The 16,089-nt window shown below is 66.0% G+C and carries 13 protein-coding genes; 5 read left to right on the top strand and 8 right to left on the bottom strand.

Features of this window, described 5'->3' with window-relative positions; translation table 11 throughout:
- Positions 1–132: 132 nt before the first annotated feature.
- The 4 genes from PVZ77_RS10655 (at position 133) to PVZ77_RS10640 (ending at position 6,903) form a co-directional block, all read left to right on the top strand.
- A complete protein-coding gene (locus PVZ77_RS10655; protein ID WP_273806421.1) occupies positions 133–2,574 on the top strand; it encodes a glycogen/starch/alpha-glucan phosphorylase in 2,442 nt (813 codons plus the stop codon).
- A gap of 282 nt (positions 2,575–2,856) precedes the next feature.
- Complete coding sequence (glgX, locus tag PVZ77_RS10650; protein WP_273806420.1) at positions 2,857–4,953, top strand: glycogen debranching protein GlgX; 2,097 nt, start codon at positions 2,857–2,859, stop codon at positions 4,951–4,953.
- A gap of 164 nt (positions 4,954–5,117) precedes the next feature.
- The gene (locus tag PVZ77_RS10645; protein ID WP_133862513.1) at positions 5,118–6,128 is read left to right on the top strand and encodes a class 1 fructose-bisphosphatase; all 1,011 of its coding nucleotides are present in this window, start codon (positions 5,118–5,120) and stop codon (positions 6,126–6,128) included.
- Positions 6,129–6,297: 169 nt separating this feature from the next.
- Complete coding sequence (locus tag PVZ77_RS10640; RefSeq protein ID WP_273806419.1) at positions 6,298–6,903, top strand: outer membrane protein; 606 nt, start codon at positions 6,298–6,300, stop codon at positions 6,901–6,903.
- A gap of 34 nt (positions 6,904–6,937) precedes the next feature.
- Here the strand turns inward: PVZ77_RS10640 and copD are convergent, their stop codons facing one another.
- The 8 genes from copD to PVZ77_RS10600 form a co-directional block, all read right to left on the bottom strand.
- Entirely contained in the window at positions 6,938–7,834 is an 897-nt protein-coding gene (gene copD / locus PVZ77_RS10635; RefSeq protein ID WP_273806418.1) for a copper homeostasis membrane protein CopD, read from the bottom strand.
- A 2-nt stretch (positions 7,835–7,836) separates the two neighbouring features.
- Complete coding sequence (gene copC / locus PVZ77_RS10630) at positions 7,837–8,208, bottom strand: copper homeostasis periplasmic binding protein CopC (protein ID WP_273806417.1); 372 nt, start codon at positions 8,206–8,208, stop codon at positions 7,837–7,839.
- A gap of 34 nt (positions 8,209–8,242) precedes the next feature.
- Complete coding sequence (locus tag PVZ77_RS10625) at positions 8,243–10,033, bottom strand: SulP family inorganic anion transporter (protein WP_273806416.1); 1,791 nt, start codon at positions 10,031–10,033, stop codon at positions 8,243–8,245.
- A gap of 211 nt (positions 10,034–10,244) precedes the next feature.
- Complete coding sequence (locus PVZ77_RS10620) at positions 10,245–11,456, bottom strand: ammonium transporter (protein ID WP_273806658.1); 1,212 nt, start codon at positions 11,454–11,456, stop codon at positions 10,245–10,247.
- 195 nt (positions 11,457–11,651) lie between these two features.
- Complete coding sequence (locus PVZ77_RS10615; RefSeq protein ID WP_273806415.1) at positions 11,652–12,236, bottom strand: IMPACT family protein; 585 nt, start codon at positions 12,234–12,236, stop codon at positions 11,652–11,654.
- Positions 12,233–12,889 (bottom strand): TetR/AcrR family transcriptional regulator, encoded by a 657-nt coding sequence (locus PVZ77_RS10610; RefSeq protein WP_273806414.1) that lies wholly within the window; start codon positions 12,887–12,889, stop codon positions 12,233–12,235. The genes PVZ77_RS10615 and PVZ77_RS10610 overlap by 4 nt, the downstream gene beginning before the upstream one ends.
- A 70-nt stretch (positions 12,890–12,959) precedes the next feature.
- Positions 12,960–14,336 (bottom strand): uracil-xanthine permease family protein, encoded by a 1,377-nt coding sequence (locus PVZ77_RS10605; protein ID WP_273806413.1) that lies wholly within the window; start codon positions 14,334–14,336, stop codon positions 12,960–12,962.
- Positions 14,337–14,405: 69 nt separating this feature from the next.
- Positions 14,406–15,203 carry an outer membrane protein OmpK gene (locus tag PVZ77_RS10600; RefSeq protein ID WP_273806412.1) on the bottom strand — a complete coding sequence of 266 codons (798 nt, stop codon included), beginning with the start codon at positions 15,201–15,203 and terminating at the stop codon, positions 14,406–14,408.
- A gap of 270 nt (positions 15,204–15,473) precedes the next feature.
- On the opposite strand from PVZ77_RS10600, the gene PVZ77_RS10595 reads away from it, so the two are divergent.
- Entirely contained in the window at positions 15,474–15,851 is a 378-nt protein-coding gene (locus PVZ77_RS10595; protein WP_273806411.1) for a hypothetical protein, read from the top strand.
- Positions 15,852–16,089 lie beyond the last annotated feature (238 nt).

The raw sequence follows: 16,089 nt of genomic DNA, 5'->3' as shown, positions 1-16,089 counted from the left end.
ACCGTCTGATGTGTCGAAATAAAGCTTGGACGTCCTCGTCGTTTCGCCTAAAAGTAAGGCGAACGGCACGCGCCGCATTATCCGCGGCCACTTCGCGATCTGATTCCTAAGCGCTTGCAGAGGTCAATCCTGATGACGAGACCCCGCTTCATCTCGCCCAACGAAGTTTCCGCGCTCCGTACCAACATCCTCTCCAAGCTCACCTACGCCGTCGGCAAGGATCCCGACAACGCCCTCGACCATGACTGGTTCCAGGCCACCGCCCTGGCCGCCCGGGACTACATCGTCGACCGCTGGATGAGTCGCACCCGCGATGCCTATCGCACCGGCCAGAAGCGGGTCTACTACCTCTCCCTGGAATTCCTCATCGGTCGCTTGCTGATCGACAGCCTATCCAACCTCGGCATCCTCGAAGAGACCCGCCGCGCCCTGGCCGACCTCGGCGTCGACCTGGAGCGCATCCGCGGCCTGGAACCGGACGCCGCCCTGGGCAACGGCGGTCTCGGCCGGCTGGCCGCCTGCTTCATGGAAAGCATGGCCACCCTGGGCATCGCCAGCCATGGCTACGGCATCCGCTACGAGCACGGGCTGTTCCGCCAGGTGATCGCCGACGGCTTCCAGCTGGAGCAGCCGGAGAACTGGCTGGATTTCGGCAACCCCTGGGAATTCGAGCGCGCCGAGGTGGTGTACGAGATCGGCTTCGGCGGTCACGTCGCCCCCTATGGCGAAGGCGATCCGCGCCGCCAGGTGTGGACGCCCGGCGAACGCATTCGCGCGGTGGCCTACGACACCCCGGTGATCGGCTGGGGCGGGGAGGGCGCCAACACCCTGAGACTCTGGCGCGCCCGACCGCTGGAGATCCTCCACCTGGAAACCTTCAATGCCGGCGACCATGTCGGCGCCGTGGCCAACGAGGCCCGCGCCGAGAGCATCTCGCGGGTGCTCTATCCAGCCGACAGCAGCGAAGCCGGCCAGGAACTGCGCCTGCGCCAGGAGTACTTCTTCGTCGCCGCCTCCCTGGCCGACCTGACCCGCCGCCATCTCAAGCAGCACAACGACCTGCTCAGCCTGCCCGAGCACGTGTCCATCCAGCTCAACGACACCCACCCGGCGATCGCCGTGGCCGAGTTGATGCGGCTGCTGGTGGACGTCCACGGCATTCCCTGGGACGCGGCCTGGAACACCACCGTCGGCACCCTCAGCTACACCAACCACACCCTGCTGCCCGAGGCCCTGGAGACCTGGCCGGTGCAGCTGATGGAGCGTCTGCTGCCGCGGCACATGCAGATCATCTACCTGATCAATGCGCAGTTCCTCGACTCCCTGCGCGCCCGCGGCGAGACCGATGGCGCCATGATCTCCTATGTCTCCCTGATCGACGAAAGCCAGGGTCGCCGGGTGCGCATGGGCAACCTGGCCTTCCTCGGCTCGCACAGCACCAATGGCGTGTCGGGACTGCACACCGACCTGATGCGCAAGACGGTCTTCCGCTCGCTGCACCGCCTCTATCCGGATCGCATCAACAACAAGACCAACGGCATCACCTTCCGCCGCTGGCTGCACCAGGCCAATCCGGCGCTCACCGATCTGCTGGTGGATACCCTGGGGCAGGGCGTGCTGCACGATCCGGAAAAGACCCTGCCGCAGCTCAAGCCCTATGCCAACGATGCCAACTTCCGCGAGCGCTTCGCCCTGCAGCGCCAGCGCAACAAGGACACCTTCACCGGCCTGGTGAAGCAGCGGATGGAGATCGACCTCGACCCCGCCGCGCTGTTCGACGTCCAGATCAAGCGCATCCACGAGTACAAGCGGCAGCTGATGAATCTGCTGCAGACCATCGCGCTGTACCAGGCCATCCGCGACAACCCCAACGGCGACTGGACGCCGCGGGTCAAGATCTTCGCCGGCAAGGCCGCCGCCAGCTATCACCAGGCCAAGCTGATCATCAAGCTGGCCAACGACGTGGCCAGAGTGGTCAACAACGATCCCCTGACCCGCGACCTGCTCAAGGTGGTCTTCCTGCCCAACTACAATGTCAGCCTGGCCGAGGTCATCATTCCGGCGGCGGACCTGTCCGAGCAGATCTCCACCGCCGGCATGGAGGCCTCGGGCACCAGCAACATGAAGTTCGGCCTCAATGGCGCCCTCACCATCGGCACCCTGGACGGCGCCAACGTGGAAATGTGCGAGCTGATCGGTGAGGAGCACATGTTCATCTTCGGCCTCAAGGCGGCCGAGGTGGAGGAGCGCCAGCGCAGCGGCGGCATCTCCTCGGACATCATCGAGAATTCGCCACGCCTGGCCCAGGTACTCGCCGGATTGCGCGGCGGCCAGTTCTCGCCCGAGGATCCGGCTCGCTACAACAGCCTGCTCGACGTGCTTACCTGGCACGACCGCTTCCTGGTCTGCGCCGACTTCGACGCCTACTGGGACGCCCAGCGCCAGGTGGAAATGCGCTGGCAGCAGCCGGACAAATGGTGGCAATCGGCGGTGATCAACACCTCCAGCATGGGCTGGTTCTCCTCCGACCGTACCATCCGCGAATACGCCACGGAGATCTGGAGGGCGCTGTAGGTCGTTAGGGGGTCTACCGCGGCCATGGCGGTCCGCCGATGCGGCCGCTCCTACAGGATCCCGCCTTGCCCGTAGGAGCGGCCCATGGCCGCGATAAAGGCCACAACAGAGCCGGCGCTCAGTCAGGATTTGTTGGGCTTCGCTACGCTCAACCCAACCTACGGAGGCCTGTAGGAGCGGCCCATGGCCGCGATCACCTGGCCCCTCGGTTGAGAACCCCCGCCTTCCACGACGTCTACATCCTTGCAGCATCCGCCCCGCAAGCCTGTCACCGGAGTCCCCATGCCCCGCACCTCTACCCGCCTCGAAGCGGGCAATCCCGCCCATTACGGTGCCACCCTCGTCGACGGCGGGATCAACTTCGCCGTCTGGTCGCCGGCCGCCGAAGCGGTCGAACTCTGCCTCTATGACGCCAAGGGCGACGCCGAGACGCAGCGCCTGGCCTTTCGCGAACACGAGGGCGGCGTCTGGCATGGTTTCCTGGCCGGTGCCAAAGCGGGTCTGAAATACGGTTTGCGCGCTCAGGGTGCCTACCGTCCCCAGGACGGCCTCAGATTTAACGCCAACAAACTGCTGGTGGACCCCTGGGCCCTGGCGGTGGACCGGCCCTTTCAGCTGCATCCCAGCACCTACGGTTTCCACCCCGATGATCCCAATCGTCCGGACGCGCGTGACAGCGGTGCCCATGTCCCCAAGGCCATCGTCCTGCCGCCGGTCGATAGCCTGACGCCAGCGCCCAAGCGCCGCGACGCCGGACTGATCTACGAATTGCACGTGCGCGGCCAGACCCAGCTGCATCCAGAGGTGCCCGCCCGCCAGCGCGGGACCCTGGCGGCGCTGCGCCATCCGGCGCTGATCGAGCACTGGCAGCGCCTTGGCGTCACCACCCTGGAGTTGCTGCCCATCGCCGCCTGGGCCGACGATCGCCATCTGCCCGCCCTGGGGCTGGCCAACTACTGGGGCTACAACCCGGTGGTGATGGCTGCGGTCGATCCGCGCCTGGCGGGGGGCGAGGCTCTCGCCGAATTGCGCGAGACGGTGGCCACCCTGCAGGCGGCCGGCTTCGAGGTGCTGCTCGACGTGGTCTTCAACCACACCGGCGAAGGCGACGAACTCGGCCCCACCTTCAATCTGCGCGGCCTGGACAACGCCGGCTACTACCGGCTTCAGCCGGACGATCCGGCGCGCTATATCAACGACATGGGCTGCGGCAACTGCCTGGCGCTCTACAGCCCGCCGGCGTTGCGCCTGACCCTGGACGGCCTCCGCCACTGGGTCACCGCCGCCGGCGTCGACGGCTTCCGCTTCGACCTGGCGCCGGCGCTGGGTCGCCTGGAAAGCGGCTTCGATCGCGACGCACCGCTGCTCCAGGCCCTGGCCCAGGATCCGGTCCTGCGCCAGGTGCGGCTGGTGGCCGAGCCCTGGGACATCGGTCCCGGCGGTCATCAGGTCGGCGCCTTCCGCGCGCCCTGGCAGGAATGGAACGACGCTTTCCGCGACGACGTCCGCCGCTTCTGGCGCGGTGACGAAGGGCTGCGTGGCGCCCTGGCCACCCGCCTGGCCGGTAGCGCCGATCTCTTCGGCGCGGGCGATCGCTCCTTGCGCACCAGCGTCAACTTCGTCACCGCCCACGACGGCTTCACCTTGGCCGACCTGGTCAGCTACGCCGAAAAGCACAACGAGGCCAATGGCGAAGGCAATCGCGACGGCACCACCGACAACAAGAGCTGGAACAACGGCGAGGAAGGCCCGAGCGACGATCCGGCCATCCAGGAGGCCCGCGCCGCCGACCAGCGCGCCCTGCTGGCGACCCTGATCCTGGCCGGGGGTGAACCTATGCTGACTGCCGGCGATGAATTCGGCCGCACCCAGCAGGGCAACAACAACGCCTATGTACAGGACAACGAACTGTCCTGGCTGGACTGGCAGCAGGCCGCCAGCCCCGCCGGGCAACGGCAGAGCGCCTTCGTTGGCCGCCTCATGGCCTTGCGCCAGGAATTGCCGGCCCTGCAGGCACGGCGACTGCTGGGCCGCCCCGATTCCCGCGGCTGGGTCAGGATCGAATGGCTCGATGCCGACGGCGCTGCGATGGACGAGGCGCGCTGGCAGGCGGGGGACAGCCTGCCGCTCGCCCTTACCCTGGAGCCCCTCGATGGCGACGACCAGCCCCAGGCCGCGCGGATCTGGCTGGCCTTCCAGCCGCGCCGGGAGGAAATCGATCTGCGACTGCCCTCGTCACGTGACGGACATCACTGGGTGATACAGCTGGACAGCCGTCAGCCTGAACTGGAACCCGACTCGGCAGTCTATCCCAGCGCCGAAAATCTCCGTGTTGGCCGAGGCGTACTGCTGGCCGTGGAGACCCCGAACGCGCGCTAGGCGCGCGTTCCCTGTCGGCCGCCGGTGCCCGGCGCCTCGTCGCCCTGGCGATCAGGCCCGGAATCGGCACTGGCTGGCAGACCTGGCCTGACGGTCCGCTCTGCTTGAGACGGAGCTTGAGCTTTGGCGCTACACTCGCGCCCATCATTACAAGGAGCACCGCGATGTCCCGGATATCCCTCAGTCGTTACCTCATCGAGCAGACCCGCAGCCACAAGACCCCGGCCGACCTGCGCTTCCTCATCGAAGTCGTGGCCCGGGCGTGCAAGCGCATCAGCTACGAGGTGTCCAAGGGGGCGCTGGGTGGCGTGCTCGGCAGCATGGGCACCGAGAACGTCCAGGGCGAGGTGCAGAAGAAGCTGGACGTGCTGTCCAACGAGATCCTGCTGGAAGCCAACGAGTGGGGCGGCACCCTGGCCGGCATGGCCTCCGAGGAAATGGACCAGGTCCACCAGATCCCCGGTCACTACCCCAAGGGCGCCTACCTGCTGATGTTCGATCCCCTGGACGGCTCGTCCAACATCGACGTCAACGTCTCCGTCGGCACCATCTTCTCCATCCTGCGCAAGGACTTCGTCAGCAGCACCACCGGTGACGTGACCGAAGAAGCCTTCATGCAGAAGGGCACCGAGCAGGTCGCTGCCGGCTACGCCATCTACGGTCCCCAGACCATGCTGGTGCTGACCCTGGGCGACGGCGTCAAGGGCTTCACCCTGGATCGCGAACTGGGCAGCTTCGTGCTGACCCACGAAGACATCACCATCCCCGAGACCACCGCCGAATTCGCCATCAACATGTCCAACCAGCGCCACTGGGAAGCCCCGGTCAAGCGTTACGTGGACGAGCTGCTGGCCGGCAAGGAAGGTCCCCTGGGCAAGAACTACAACATGCGCTGGATCGCCTCCATGGTGGCCGATGTCCATCGCATCCTTACCCGCGGCGGTCTCTTCATGTACCCGCGTGACGCCCGCGAGCCGGAAAAGCCCGGCAAGCTGCGCCTGATGTACGAGGCCAATCCCATGGCCCTGCTGGTGGAGCAGGCCGGTGGCGCTGCCACCAACGGCCACCAGCGCATCCTCGACGTCCAGCCCGACGGCCTGCACCAGCGGGTCGCGGTGTTCCTGGGCTCCAAGGAAGAAGTGCAACGCGTGACCGAGTACCACCGTCAGCGTTGATCGCCTTCACGCCGGGCCGCCTGCAACGGGCGGTCCGGTTCACTTCTTGCGTCGTGCCTCAGCGTTCAGCTCCGATTCAGTCCCCTTAATCCGCCGCTAATCCGCCTCCGCCGAAGATGGCCCCGCAGCCGGTCGGGCTGTATCCGAATCGCGTGAGGATCTTTTCACTATGAACGCCCTGAAATCCCGTGTCGTCCTCTTTGGCCTGCTGGCCCTGGTCAGTCATCAGGTCTTTGCCGCCGATGCCCAGAACTTCGCCGGTTTCACCTATGGCAAGGGTTACGACAACTTCAGCAACAGCCACGCCCTCGACCGCAACCTGAACAGTCCCGATACCGACGGCGTCATCGACGGCAGCAACACCTGGGGCCTGCGCCTCGGTCGGCAGAACGACACCGGTCGCTACTACGCCACCCTCGACCAGGCCAGCGGCAGCAGCGCTGGCCTGAAGCTCAAGCAGCAGGACCTGACCGGCAGCTACGATGCCTTCTATCCCCTGGGCAGCAATACCAAGCTGTTCGGTGGCGGGACCCTGGGCGTCGCCCGGGTCACCCAGGATGGTTCCAGTTTCGGCCACGACAGCGACCTTGGCTATGTGGCCGGGGTCCAGGCCGGCATCCTGCAGCAGGTCAACGAGCGCACCTCCCTGGAAGCCGGCTATCGCTACCTGCGCAGTAACGCCAAGCCCGATATCGATCAGGACGGCGCCAAGCTCGGTTCGAGCCAGCTCGACAGCAGCAAGGAAATCTACCTGGGCATGAACGTCTACTTCTGAGGCAGGGCCGGGGCGACAGCGGGCGCCTCGGCTTTCAGCTGAAGGGATCCAGACCTGAGAAGGCCGCCACCAGTGCGACGGCGACCACTCCTAGGGCGATCTCCACGGCCGTGGCCTGGCGCAGCAGCTGCCATGCCTGAGGTCCCTGGCCCAGTCGCGGGACCAGCAGATAACGATTGGCCAGCGCCAGGACGACCATCGTCGCCACCACCAGTACCTTGGCCAGCAGCAGAGCGGAGTAGGGCGTCAGCCGCAGCAGGCCGTCCGGCCCGAGGATCAGCAGGCTGTTGAATACGCCACTGAGCAGGGCCAGCGCCACGCAGATCTGCCCGGGTAGCGAGTAACCGCGCAGCAAGTGCTGGACGTCATATCTCAAGTCCGAGGGTGGCTGCCCCAGGCACAGCAGCACCCCGGGCAGACTGCCCAGCCAGAGCCCCGTCGTGAGCAGATGCAGGGCCTGGTTCAGCTGGTGCGCCAGGCCCAGCCCGCCCGCTGTCGCGGCGGCATGGCCACCCAGGGCCAGACTGGCCAGCAGCAGGCCGCTGAACCCCCATAGCCACCGACTGCCGTGAATCCCGGCGCCTACCAGCAGCCACAGCGCCAGCAACAGACCCAAGGGCAGTTGCCAGCGCCAGCCATGGCCGGCCTCGGTGGCCAGATACAGCTGCCACAGCGGCAGGTTGAAGGCATCCGCCCAGCCATTTCCTACCATTGCTGCCTGTAGCGGCAACAGGCTCAGCACCCCGAGCAGCAGCAGCGTGCCCAGCAGGCGGGCAGCGGGTCGTGCCCGCTCCAGCAGCCAGAGACGCAATGCGGGTCGGCCCAGCCAGAGTGCCAGCGCCAGATAACCCCAGGTCAGCAGCAGCGGCAGCAGCAGGAGGGCACGGGCGAGGGGGCGCCAGGCATCGGGCGTCGCCAGTCCGCCGTCCATCCTTACTGCACGATGAAGCGATAATCGCCCTGGGTCTTGTGCCCGTCCTTGGCCAGCACCCGCCATTTCACCTGGTAGCGACCCGGTTCCAGCGGCGCTTCCAGCGGCACGTCCAGGGTGCGCTCGTCGCGCCCGGAAACAGCCTTGCCGGTAGTGATCGGCGTGCTGGCCTGGCCATCCAGACGTTGCAACAGCACCTGACTGAGAGACGCCTCGACCCCTTCGGAAAAGCTCAGGCTCAGTTGCTTCGGTGCCGCACTGGTGCTGTCCGGCGCGGGCTCGGCGCTTTTGAGATGGCCGTGGGCCAGGGCCAGTCCCGGCAGCAGCAGAGCGGTCAGGGCGAGGCGGCGAGCGAGACGCAGGGCAGCGGTCATGAAGGATCTCCGGCGGTAGAAGGAAACCGCCAGCTTAGCAGTCCGTCCGGGTGGCGTCCGCGCCTGGCGCCCGCTCCGCCGCGCGCGCCGCGCATTCGACGAAGGTGCGCGCGGTGCAGGTGCGGCAGACCTCCGGATCCAGCCGCGGATAGATGCTGCGCAGGGCCTGATCCTTGGACGAGAAGACGTGGCCGTCGCCCAGCTCCTTGAGAAAGCCGGTCTTGGCGAACAGCTGCAGGACTGGCGTGCGGGGACGATGGAAATAGAGATCGCCACCCTGGGCCCGGCGCTCGCGCCATTCCCGGCGCCACAGGTCATTACCCGCCAGGTCGATGAAGTTCATGCTCTTGGTCATGAACAGGGCATGCTTCTGACCGGGCTGGGCACTGCGAAAGCCATCCAGCTGGTCGCCGACATGGGGTACGGCGCCAAAGAACACCGAGCCTTCCACCCGTACCAGCTTGAGTTGCGGACACTCCTGCGCCGGCTGGCCCAGTTCGTCCAATGGGGTGAAGCGGCGCTCGGGGGTACGGGGATCCGGCACCAGCGGGCGGATCGCCGGGTGCGAGGTGCGATAGAGATAGGCCACCAGGGACACCAGGGTGCCCAGCAGCACGGCGCGGTCCAGGGGGATGGTCAGGGTCGCCAGGAAGGTCACCCCGGCCACCAGGGCCTCGGTGCGGCTGACCCTCAGCACCTCGCGCCAGCGACCCAGGTCCAGCAGGCCGCGCGCCACCAGCAGGAGGGTGGCGGCGATGGCCGCCAGTGGAATGGCGGCGATCAGGGCACCCCCGAAGGCGACCAGGGCCACCACCAGCAAAGCGGCGAACACCGCGGCCAGCGGGGTGCGCGCTCCGGCTTCGAAATTGGGCATGGAGCGATTCAGCGAGCCGCAGGAGACATAGGCCGAAAAGCAGCCGCCCACCAGATTGGCCAGCCCCTGGCCGCGGAATTCGCGATTGACGTCCAGCCGCTGCCCGGAGCGCTGGGCCACCGCCTTGGCGATCGACAGCGACTGTCCCAGCGCCACCAGGGTCAGGGCCACGGCGATGCCGGAGAGATTGCCCAGATCCTGCAGGGTGACGTCGGGCAGATGGAAGGGCGGCAGCGCCGAGGGAATCCGTCCGACCGTGGCGATCCCCTGAGCCGCGCCCGGCACGCCGCGCTCCAGGATCCAGGCGCTCAGGCAACCGGCCAGCAGCCCCAGCAGCATGGTCGGCCAGCGCGGGCGCAGCCGGCGCAGCAGCAGGGTGGCGAGCAGGGTCACCACACCGATGACCAGCGAGGGCCAGTGGATCGCCAGCGGATGGGCGAGCACATAGCCGAGGATGCCGAAGGCCGAGGTACCCAGTGGCGGTGACAACCCCAACAGGTCCTTGAGCGAATAGAGCCCGATCAGCACGGCCGCACCGCTCATGAAGCCGAGCAGCACCGAAGGCGAGATGAAGTTGGCCACGGCGCCCAGGCGCAGGGCGCCCACGGTCAGTTGCAGCAGACCGACCAGCAGGGTTACCGCCAGCGCCAGATCGATGTAGGGGCCGGAGCCCGCCAGCGCCAGCGGCGACAGCGCCGCCAGCAGGGCCAGGGAGTTGGCGTTGGTCGGACCGGTCACCACATGGCGGCTGGAACCCGCCAGGGCGGCGACGATGCAGGGCACCACGGCGCCATAGACGCCGTATTGCGGAGGCAGTCCGGCCAGGGTGGCGAAGGCCACGCCCTGGGGTAGCGCCAGCACCGCGCCCAGCAGACCTGCACCCAGATCCGCCTTCAGGGTGGTGCGGTCCACCTCGCGGAGCCAGGGCAGCAGGGTCGAGAGGGCGGGCATGGGGCACTCCTGGAAAAAGGATCGCCCACTCTACCGATTCCGCTTACCGGCCGGCTACCGGATGCCCGCCATCCACGGTTGCCACCACGACACCGGCGACGTGCTCATTTCTTCACCAGTCGCCGCCAGACCGGTCTCCGTGGCGTTCTCGTGACTTCATGCACGGGTTATCCACACCACTGTACACGCTACCTGTGGGTAACCTGGGCAACTAGCCATCATGGCTGTTGGCGGCGATGCGATGGATCGACAGATCGGCGCCCTGGTATTCCTCTTCCTGACTCAGCCGCAAGCCCAGCACGGCCTTGAGCAGCCCGTAGACGGCCAGTCCGCCGAACAGGGCGATCGCGATACCCAGGGCCGTGCCGGCCAGCTGCGCCGGCAGGCTCACCCCGCCCAGGCCACCCAGCGCCGTCTGGCCGAACAGGCCGCAGGCGATGCCACCCCAGGCGCCGCAGAGGCCATGCAATGGCCAGACGCCCAGCACATCGTCCAGCTTCCAGCGCGTCTGCACCGCGGTAAAGGCCCAGACGAACAGCGCGCCCGCCACCAGGCCCGTGGCCAGCGCGGCGATGGGATGCATCAGGTCGGAGCCGGCGCAGACGGCGACCAGTCCCCCCAGGGGGCCGTTGTGCAGGAAGCCGGGATCGTTGCGCCCGAGCAGCAGGGCAGCCGCCGTCCCGCCGACCATGGCCATCAGCGAATTCAGCGCCACCAGCCCGCTGACACCCGCCAGGCTCTGGGCGCTCATCACGTTGAAGCCGAACCAGCCGACGATCAGGATCCAGGAGCCCAGCGCCAGGAAGGGAATGTTCGATGGCGGAAAGGCCACCAGCCGGCCTTCGCGATAGCGACCCTGACGCGGCCCCAGCAGCATCACCGCGGCCAGCGCCAGCCAGCCGCCCACGGCGTGCACCACCACGGAGCCGGCGAAGTCGTGGAAGCGCGCGCCGAACAGGCCCTCGAAGTGGTCTTGCAGGCCCAGGTTGTTGTTCCACATCAGGCCTTCGAAACAGGGATAGACGAAGGCCACGATCAGCGCGGTGGCACAGAGCTGCGGCACGAAGCGCGCCCGCTCGGCGATGCCGCCGGAGATGATCGCCGGAATGGCCGCGGCGAAGGTGGCCAGGAAGAAGAACTTCACCAGTCCGTAGCCGCTGTCGGCGGTCAGCACCTGGGCGGGCGCGAAGAAGGTCACGCCGTAGGCGATCCAGTAGCCGACGAAGAAGTACACCAGGGTGGAAATGGCGAAGTCGGCGAGGATCTTGGACAGGGCATTCACCTGGTTCTTGTGCCGCACGGTGCCGGCTTCGAGAAAGGCGAAGCCGGCGTGCATGGCCAGCACCATCACGGCGCCGAGCAGGAGAAAGAGGGTATTGGCACTGTGGACCAGGGTCGCCACGGCAGAAGGCAATTCGTTCATCAGGGCAGTCATCTGAAAGGGTTGCACCAAAAACATGCCTGTCGGCTGCTTGGTGCGCGCTTTTGGGGCGGGCTGCAGCTCTTGGCAGGTTCAGTCTTGTCGCCAGACAAGGCACAACCCGGGTAGAGCGCAGGAATGCGCCAGGGCGGTGCAAGTCGGAAAGGCGTGCACCGCCAGACAGCAAAGGTCGTGCCGCTAGAGCGAGCGTAGAACGATCCGACCGCTGCTCAGATTGGTCAGCAAGGTCGCCACCTCGTCGCGACGTTGCGGTTCCACGGCGATCCGCAGGGCGATCTCCAGCGCCTGGTAGTCCTCTTCGAGCAGCACCACCGCCAGGGTGGCCAGGCGCGCCTTGATCAGCGGCCACTCCGCATAGGTACAGGCGAAGCCATAGTCCTGCCGCACCACCAGCAGCTGCCTGTCCGCCTGCTGCAGGCAGCGCGCAGCGCAACCGCCATAGGCGCGCACCAGGCCTCCGGTACCCAGCTTGATGCCGCCGTACCAGCGGATGACCACCACCACCACCTGGTCGCAATCCTGCCCCTCGATGGCGGCGAGGATGGGCCGGCCCGCGGTGCCGCCGGGCTCGCCGTCGTCATTGAAGCGGTATTGATTGCCAAGCTTCCATGCCCAGCAGTTGTGGGTCGCGGTCGGTACGCTCACGCGCTCGATGAAGGCCATGGCCGCCTCCACGGTGCCGACGGGCGCGGCGAGGGCCAGGAAACGACTCTTGCGCACCTCTTCCTCGAAGGCGGCATCCCGGATCAGGGTGAAGGTCATGGCGCCTGGAGACCCATTCCCTTGAGGATGACATGGGTCAGGGTCCGCGCCGCTTCGTCGAAATCCTGCCGGGTCAGGCGGCTGCGTCCCGTCACCTGGCAGATCTGGCTGGCGAAGTCGGCATAGTGCTGGGTACTGCTCCACAGCAGGAAGATCAGGTGGACCGGATCCACCGGATCCATCTTGCCGGCCGCGATCCAGGCCTCGAACACCGCTGCCCGGCTGCGAAACCAGGTCTGGTAGTCCTGATCGAAGTACTCGTACAGGCAGTGACCGCCGCCAATGATTTCCATGGCGAAGATCCGCGAGGCCAGCGGCTGGCGCCGCGAGAATTCCAGCTTGGCGCGGATGTAGCGGCTGAGGGCCTCGGCCGGATCATCATCCACGGTCAGGTGATTGAAGGTGCTGTCCCAGAGTTCGAGGATGTTGCCCAGCACGGCCATATAGAGGCCGAGCTTGTTGTTGAAGTAGTAGTGGAGATTGGCCTTGGGCAACCCGACGCGCTGGGCGATGGTGTTCATGCTGGTGCCCTTGAAGCCGTGGCGGGCGAATTCTTCCTCCGCCGCGCTCAGGATCGACTCCTCATTCTTCTGCCGGATGCGTCCGGCCGGCTTGTCCTGGCCGGCGTGATGGGCGGGTACGAGAAGGGTCATGACAACTATAGGATCCAAAGGCGCGGCAGGCATCAATAGCGTACCCCCGGTCCCGGACACAAGGGCTCTTTTACGGGTGTGGCGCGGGCGAGCTGCATTCCGTCAGCGCTGCGCTGCGCTCTTCGGGCAGCAGCAGGTTGAGCAGGATGGCGGTCATGCCGCCGCTGGTGATCGCGGTGTCGAAGAGACTCTTCACCAGTGGCGGCAACTGATCCAGCAGTGTCGGCTGGCTGGCGATACCCAGGCCCACGCCAAGGGCCGTGGCGATGATCAGCAGGCTGCGACGATCCAGCGTGCACTGCGCCAGCAACCGTATGCCAGCCGCAGCGACACTGCCGAACAGCACCAGGGTCGCACCGCCCAGCACCGGCTTGGGAATCTGCTGCAGGACGGCGCCCAGGATGGGGAACAGGCCCAGCACCAGCAGGATGGCGCCTATCCAGTAGCCGACATGGCGGCTGGCCACGCCGGTCAGCTGGATCACCCCGTTGTTCTGCGCGAAGGTGGTGCTGGGAAAGGTGTTGAAGGTGGCCGCGAGCAGGCAGGCGACGCCGTCACCCAGGACCCCGCCCCGCAACCGCCGCAGATAGCCGGGGCCTTCGATGGGTTGCCGCGAGATCAGGCAATTGGCGGTCAGGTCGCCGGTGGTCTCCAGGGTGCTGATCAGATAGATCAGCGCGACCGGCAAAAAGGCCGACCAGTCGAAGGCGAAACCGAAACGAAAGGGGAGGGGGACGCTGATCAGGGGCAGATCCGGCAGTGCCTGGGGTTTCAGCAGGCCACAGCTCCAGGCGACCAGGGAGCCCACCAGTAGTCCGATCATCACCGCCGACAGCCGCAACCAGGGTCGCCGTGACAGGTTCAGGCCAATGATGACCACCAGGACCAGGCTGCCGAGGGCCAGGTTGATCGGTGCGCCGAAGTTGGCGGCCTTGGCGCCCCCGCCGAGATCGGTGACGCCCACCCTGATCAGGCTGATGCCGATCAGGGTGATGACGATGCCGGTCACCAGTGGCGTGATCACCCGGCGCAACAGGCCCAGGCAGCGACTCAGGCCGATCTGGACGAAGGCGCCAAAGAAGCAGACGCCGAAGATTATCGCCAGGATGTCCTCCGGTGTCCCGCCGCGTTGCTTGACCAGCATCCCGGCTGCCAGCACCGCGGACAGAAAGGAGAAGCTGGTGCCCTGCAGGCAGATCATGCCCGCCCCCAGCCCACCGGCACCGCGAGCCTGCAGAAAGGTGCCGACGCCCGACACCATCAGCCCCATGCTGATCAGGTAGGGCAGGTGCTCGTGCAGACCCAGGGCCCCGGCAATGATCAGCGGTGGAGTCACGATCCCCACGAAGCTTGCCAGGACGTGCTGCAGGGCCGCGCAAAAGGCAGCGAGCGGGGCCGGACGTTCGTCGAGGCCATAGAGCAGATCATCGCGGACGGGACTGGGCATGATGATTACCTTGCAACGGCGCGGCTGGCCGGAAAGGCGGCTACAGCGCCGCAAGTGGGTCTGGCCTGACTAGAACTGATACTTCACCAGGAAGCTGAAAACGCTCTGGTCGGTACGGAATCCCTCGCTGTCCTTGATGCCGTACTTGTCCGACCAGTAGTCGTACTCGGTACCCACATAAAGGTGCTTGGCCTCGTAACCCATGGCCTTGCCCAGGTCGTACTTGACCTGTGGATTGAAGTGCAGGTTGGCGTGGTAGCTACCCTTGTTGTTCATCACCCAGTCCATGTAGCCATCAATGAGCAGATCCGAATTGCCCAGGGGCAGGGTGTAGGCCCATACCGGCGTGAGCTGCCAGGCACCCGAAGGCGCACTGCCGCCATCCGGCTTGCGGTAATAGAGGTTCAGCTGGAAGTAGTCGAAGCCCGGCACCTTGAGGTCGAAACCCGGACCGACCAGGTAGTTGCGCTGGTCACGGCCGGCGCCCTCGCCGTCGTTCTGGTCGTATTCCAGGGTCGTGGCGAGCAGCACATCGGTGACCGGGCCAAAGGAAAGATCCCGGCCGGACAGCTTGCCAAAGGACAATCGTGGGCTGAGTTCGCCATAGAAGCCCTGGTGGCCGTCGCTGGCATTAGTCGCGCCGTTGAACCAGATGCTGTCGACGAAGAGGAAGAGATCGCCCCAGGTCCAGCTGCTAGCATGCTCGAAGGTGACGGTCTGCTGGATACGGGGATCGACCCGGAAATCCTTGCCATATAGATAGGTGAGGCTTTCGCCATGCCACAGCAGTGGACTGTCTGCGGCGGTGGCTACACCGGCTGCGAGCAGGCTGGTGGTCAGCAGCGCGGTAGTTAGGGTCTTGCGCATGTAGGCTCCTGGAAGTGCTTTCTCGTTATGTGCAGCGTTGGCCGTGCTCAGCAAGATCGACGCCAAGCCTTGGCGGGCGAGAGAAAATAGTTATTTTTCAACGTCTTGTATAAGGATTCTGGGAATTTTCAGCTGCTTGGCGCGGCACCAAACCTGACCACTTGCTCAGTTTTCGTGCCCTGAAGCGGCGCCTGCAGCGGCCCTGCTGCGAAACAGCGCACCGGGGGCTGCGCAGTGCTAAGGTGCTTGGCGACCCCGCAGGAGATAGTCATGAAGTTGCTTATCGGTGTGCTGACGGCCTTGCTCTGCAGCTCTTTCGCCTCGGCTCAGGTCTCCCAGGGCGGGACGGGGCAGCCGGGCATCCTCATGATCACTCGGGGCGATGCCTATTCCGGATCAGGATGCGATATAGGTCTGGTGATTCAGGGGCGACTGGCGGGTACCCTCATGGCAGGCCAGAGTGCTTCCTTCAATCTGCCGCCTGGCGAAATCGCCGTGAGTCTTACCTCTTCCGGTCCGGGTGGCTGCGCAGCACCCATGGCGAGCAGCATCTCCCAGTCCATTCTGCTGACGCCTGGCGAGATCAAGCAGTACCGGATCATCGCGACCGAAGCGGGTTATCGCCTGGCGCCCATCCCGCTTTATTGAAGTTTCTTGAAATAAGCTGTTGACCTGCCTCGAAACTCCCCTATAATGCGCCCCACTTCCGGCGCAGATGCTGAAGGGGCTTGAAAATCAAGCACTTAGGTCTGAGCCGGGCGAGGGGTCCACGGATTCCTCGCCATTCGGTCTCTGCCTCAGGGTGATGACGAAATGAAGCGGAGGGGGTTGACAGCGTCTTGGGATGCTGTAGGATTCGCCTCCCGCTGCCGAGATTGGCTAGACC

It is taken from the genome of Pseudomonas sp. SHLD1 (genome assembly GCF_028640935.1).
GTDB lineage: Bacteria > Pseudomonadota > Gammaproteobacteria > Pseudomonadales > Pseudomonadaceae > Chryseomonas > Chryseomonas aestiva.
This window is presented reverse-complemented; position numbering and strand designations above follow the sequence as displayed.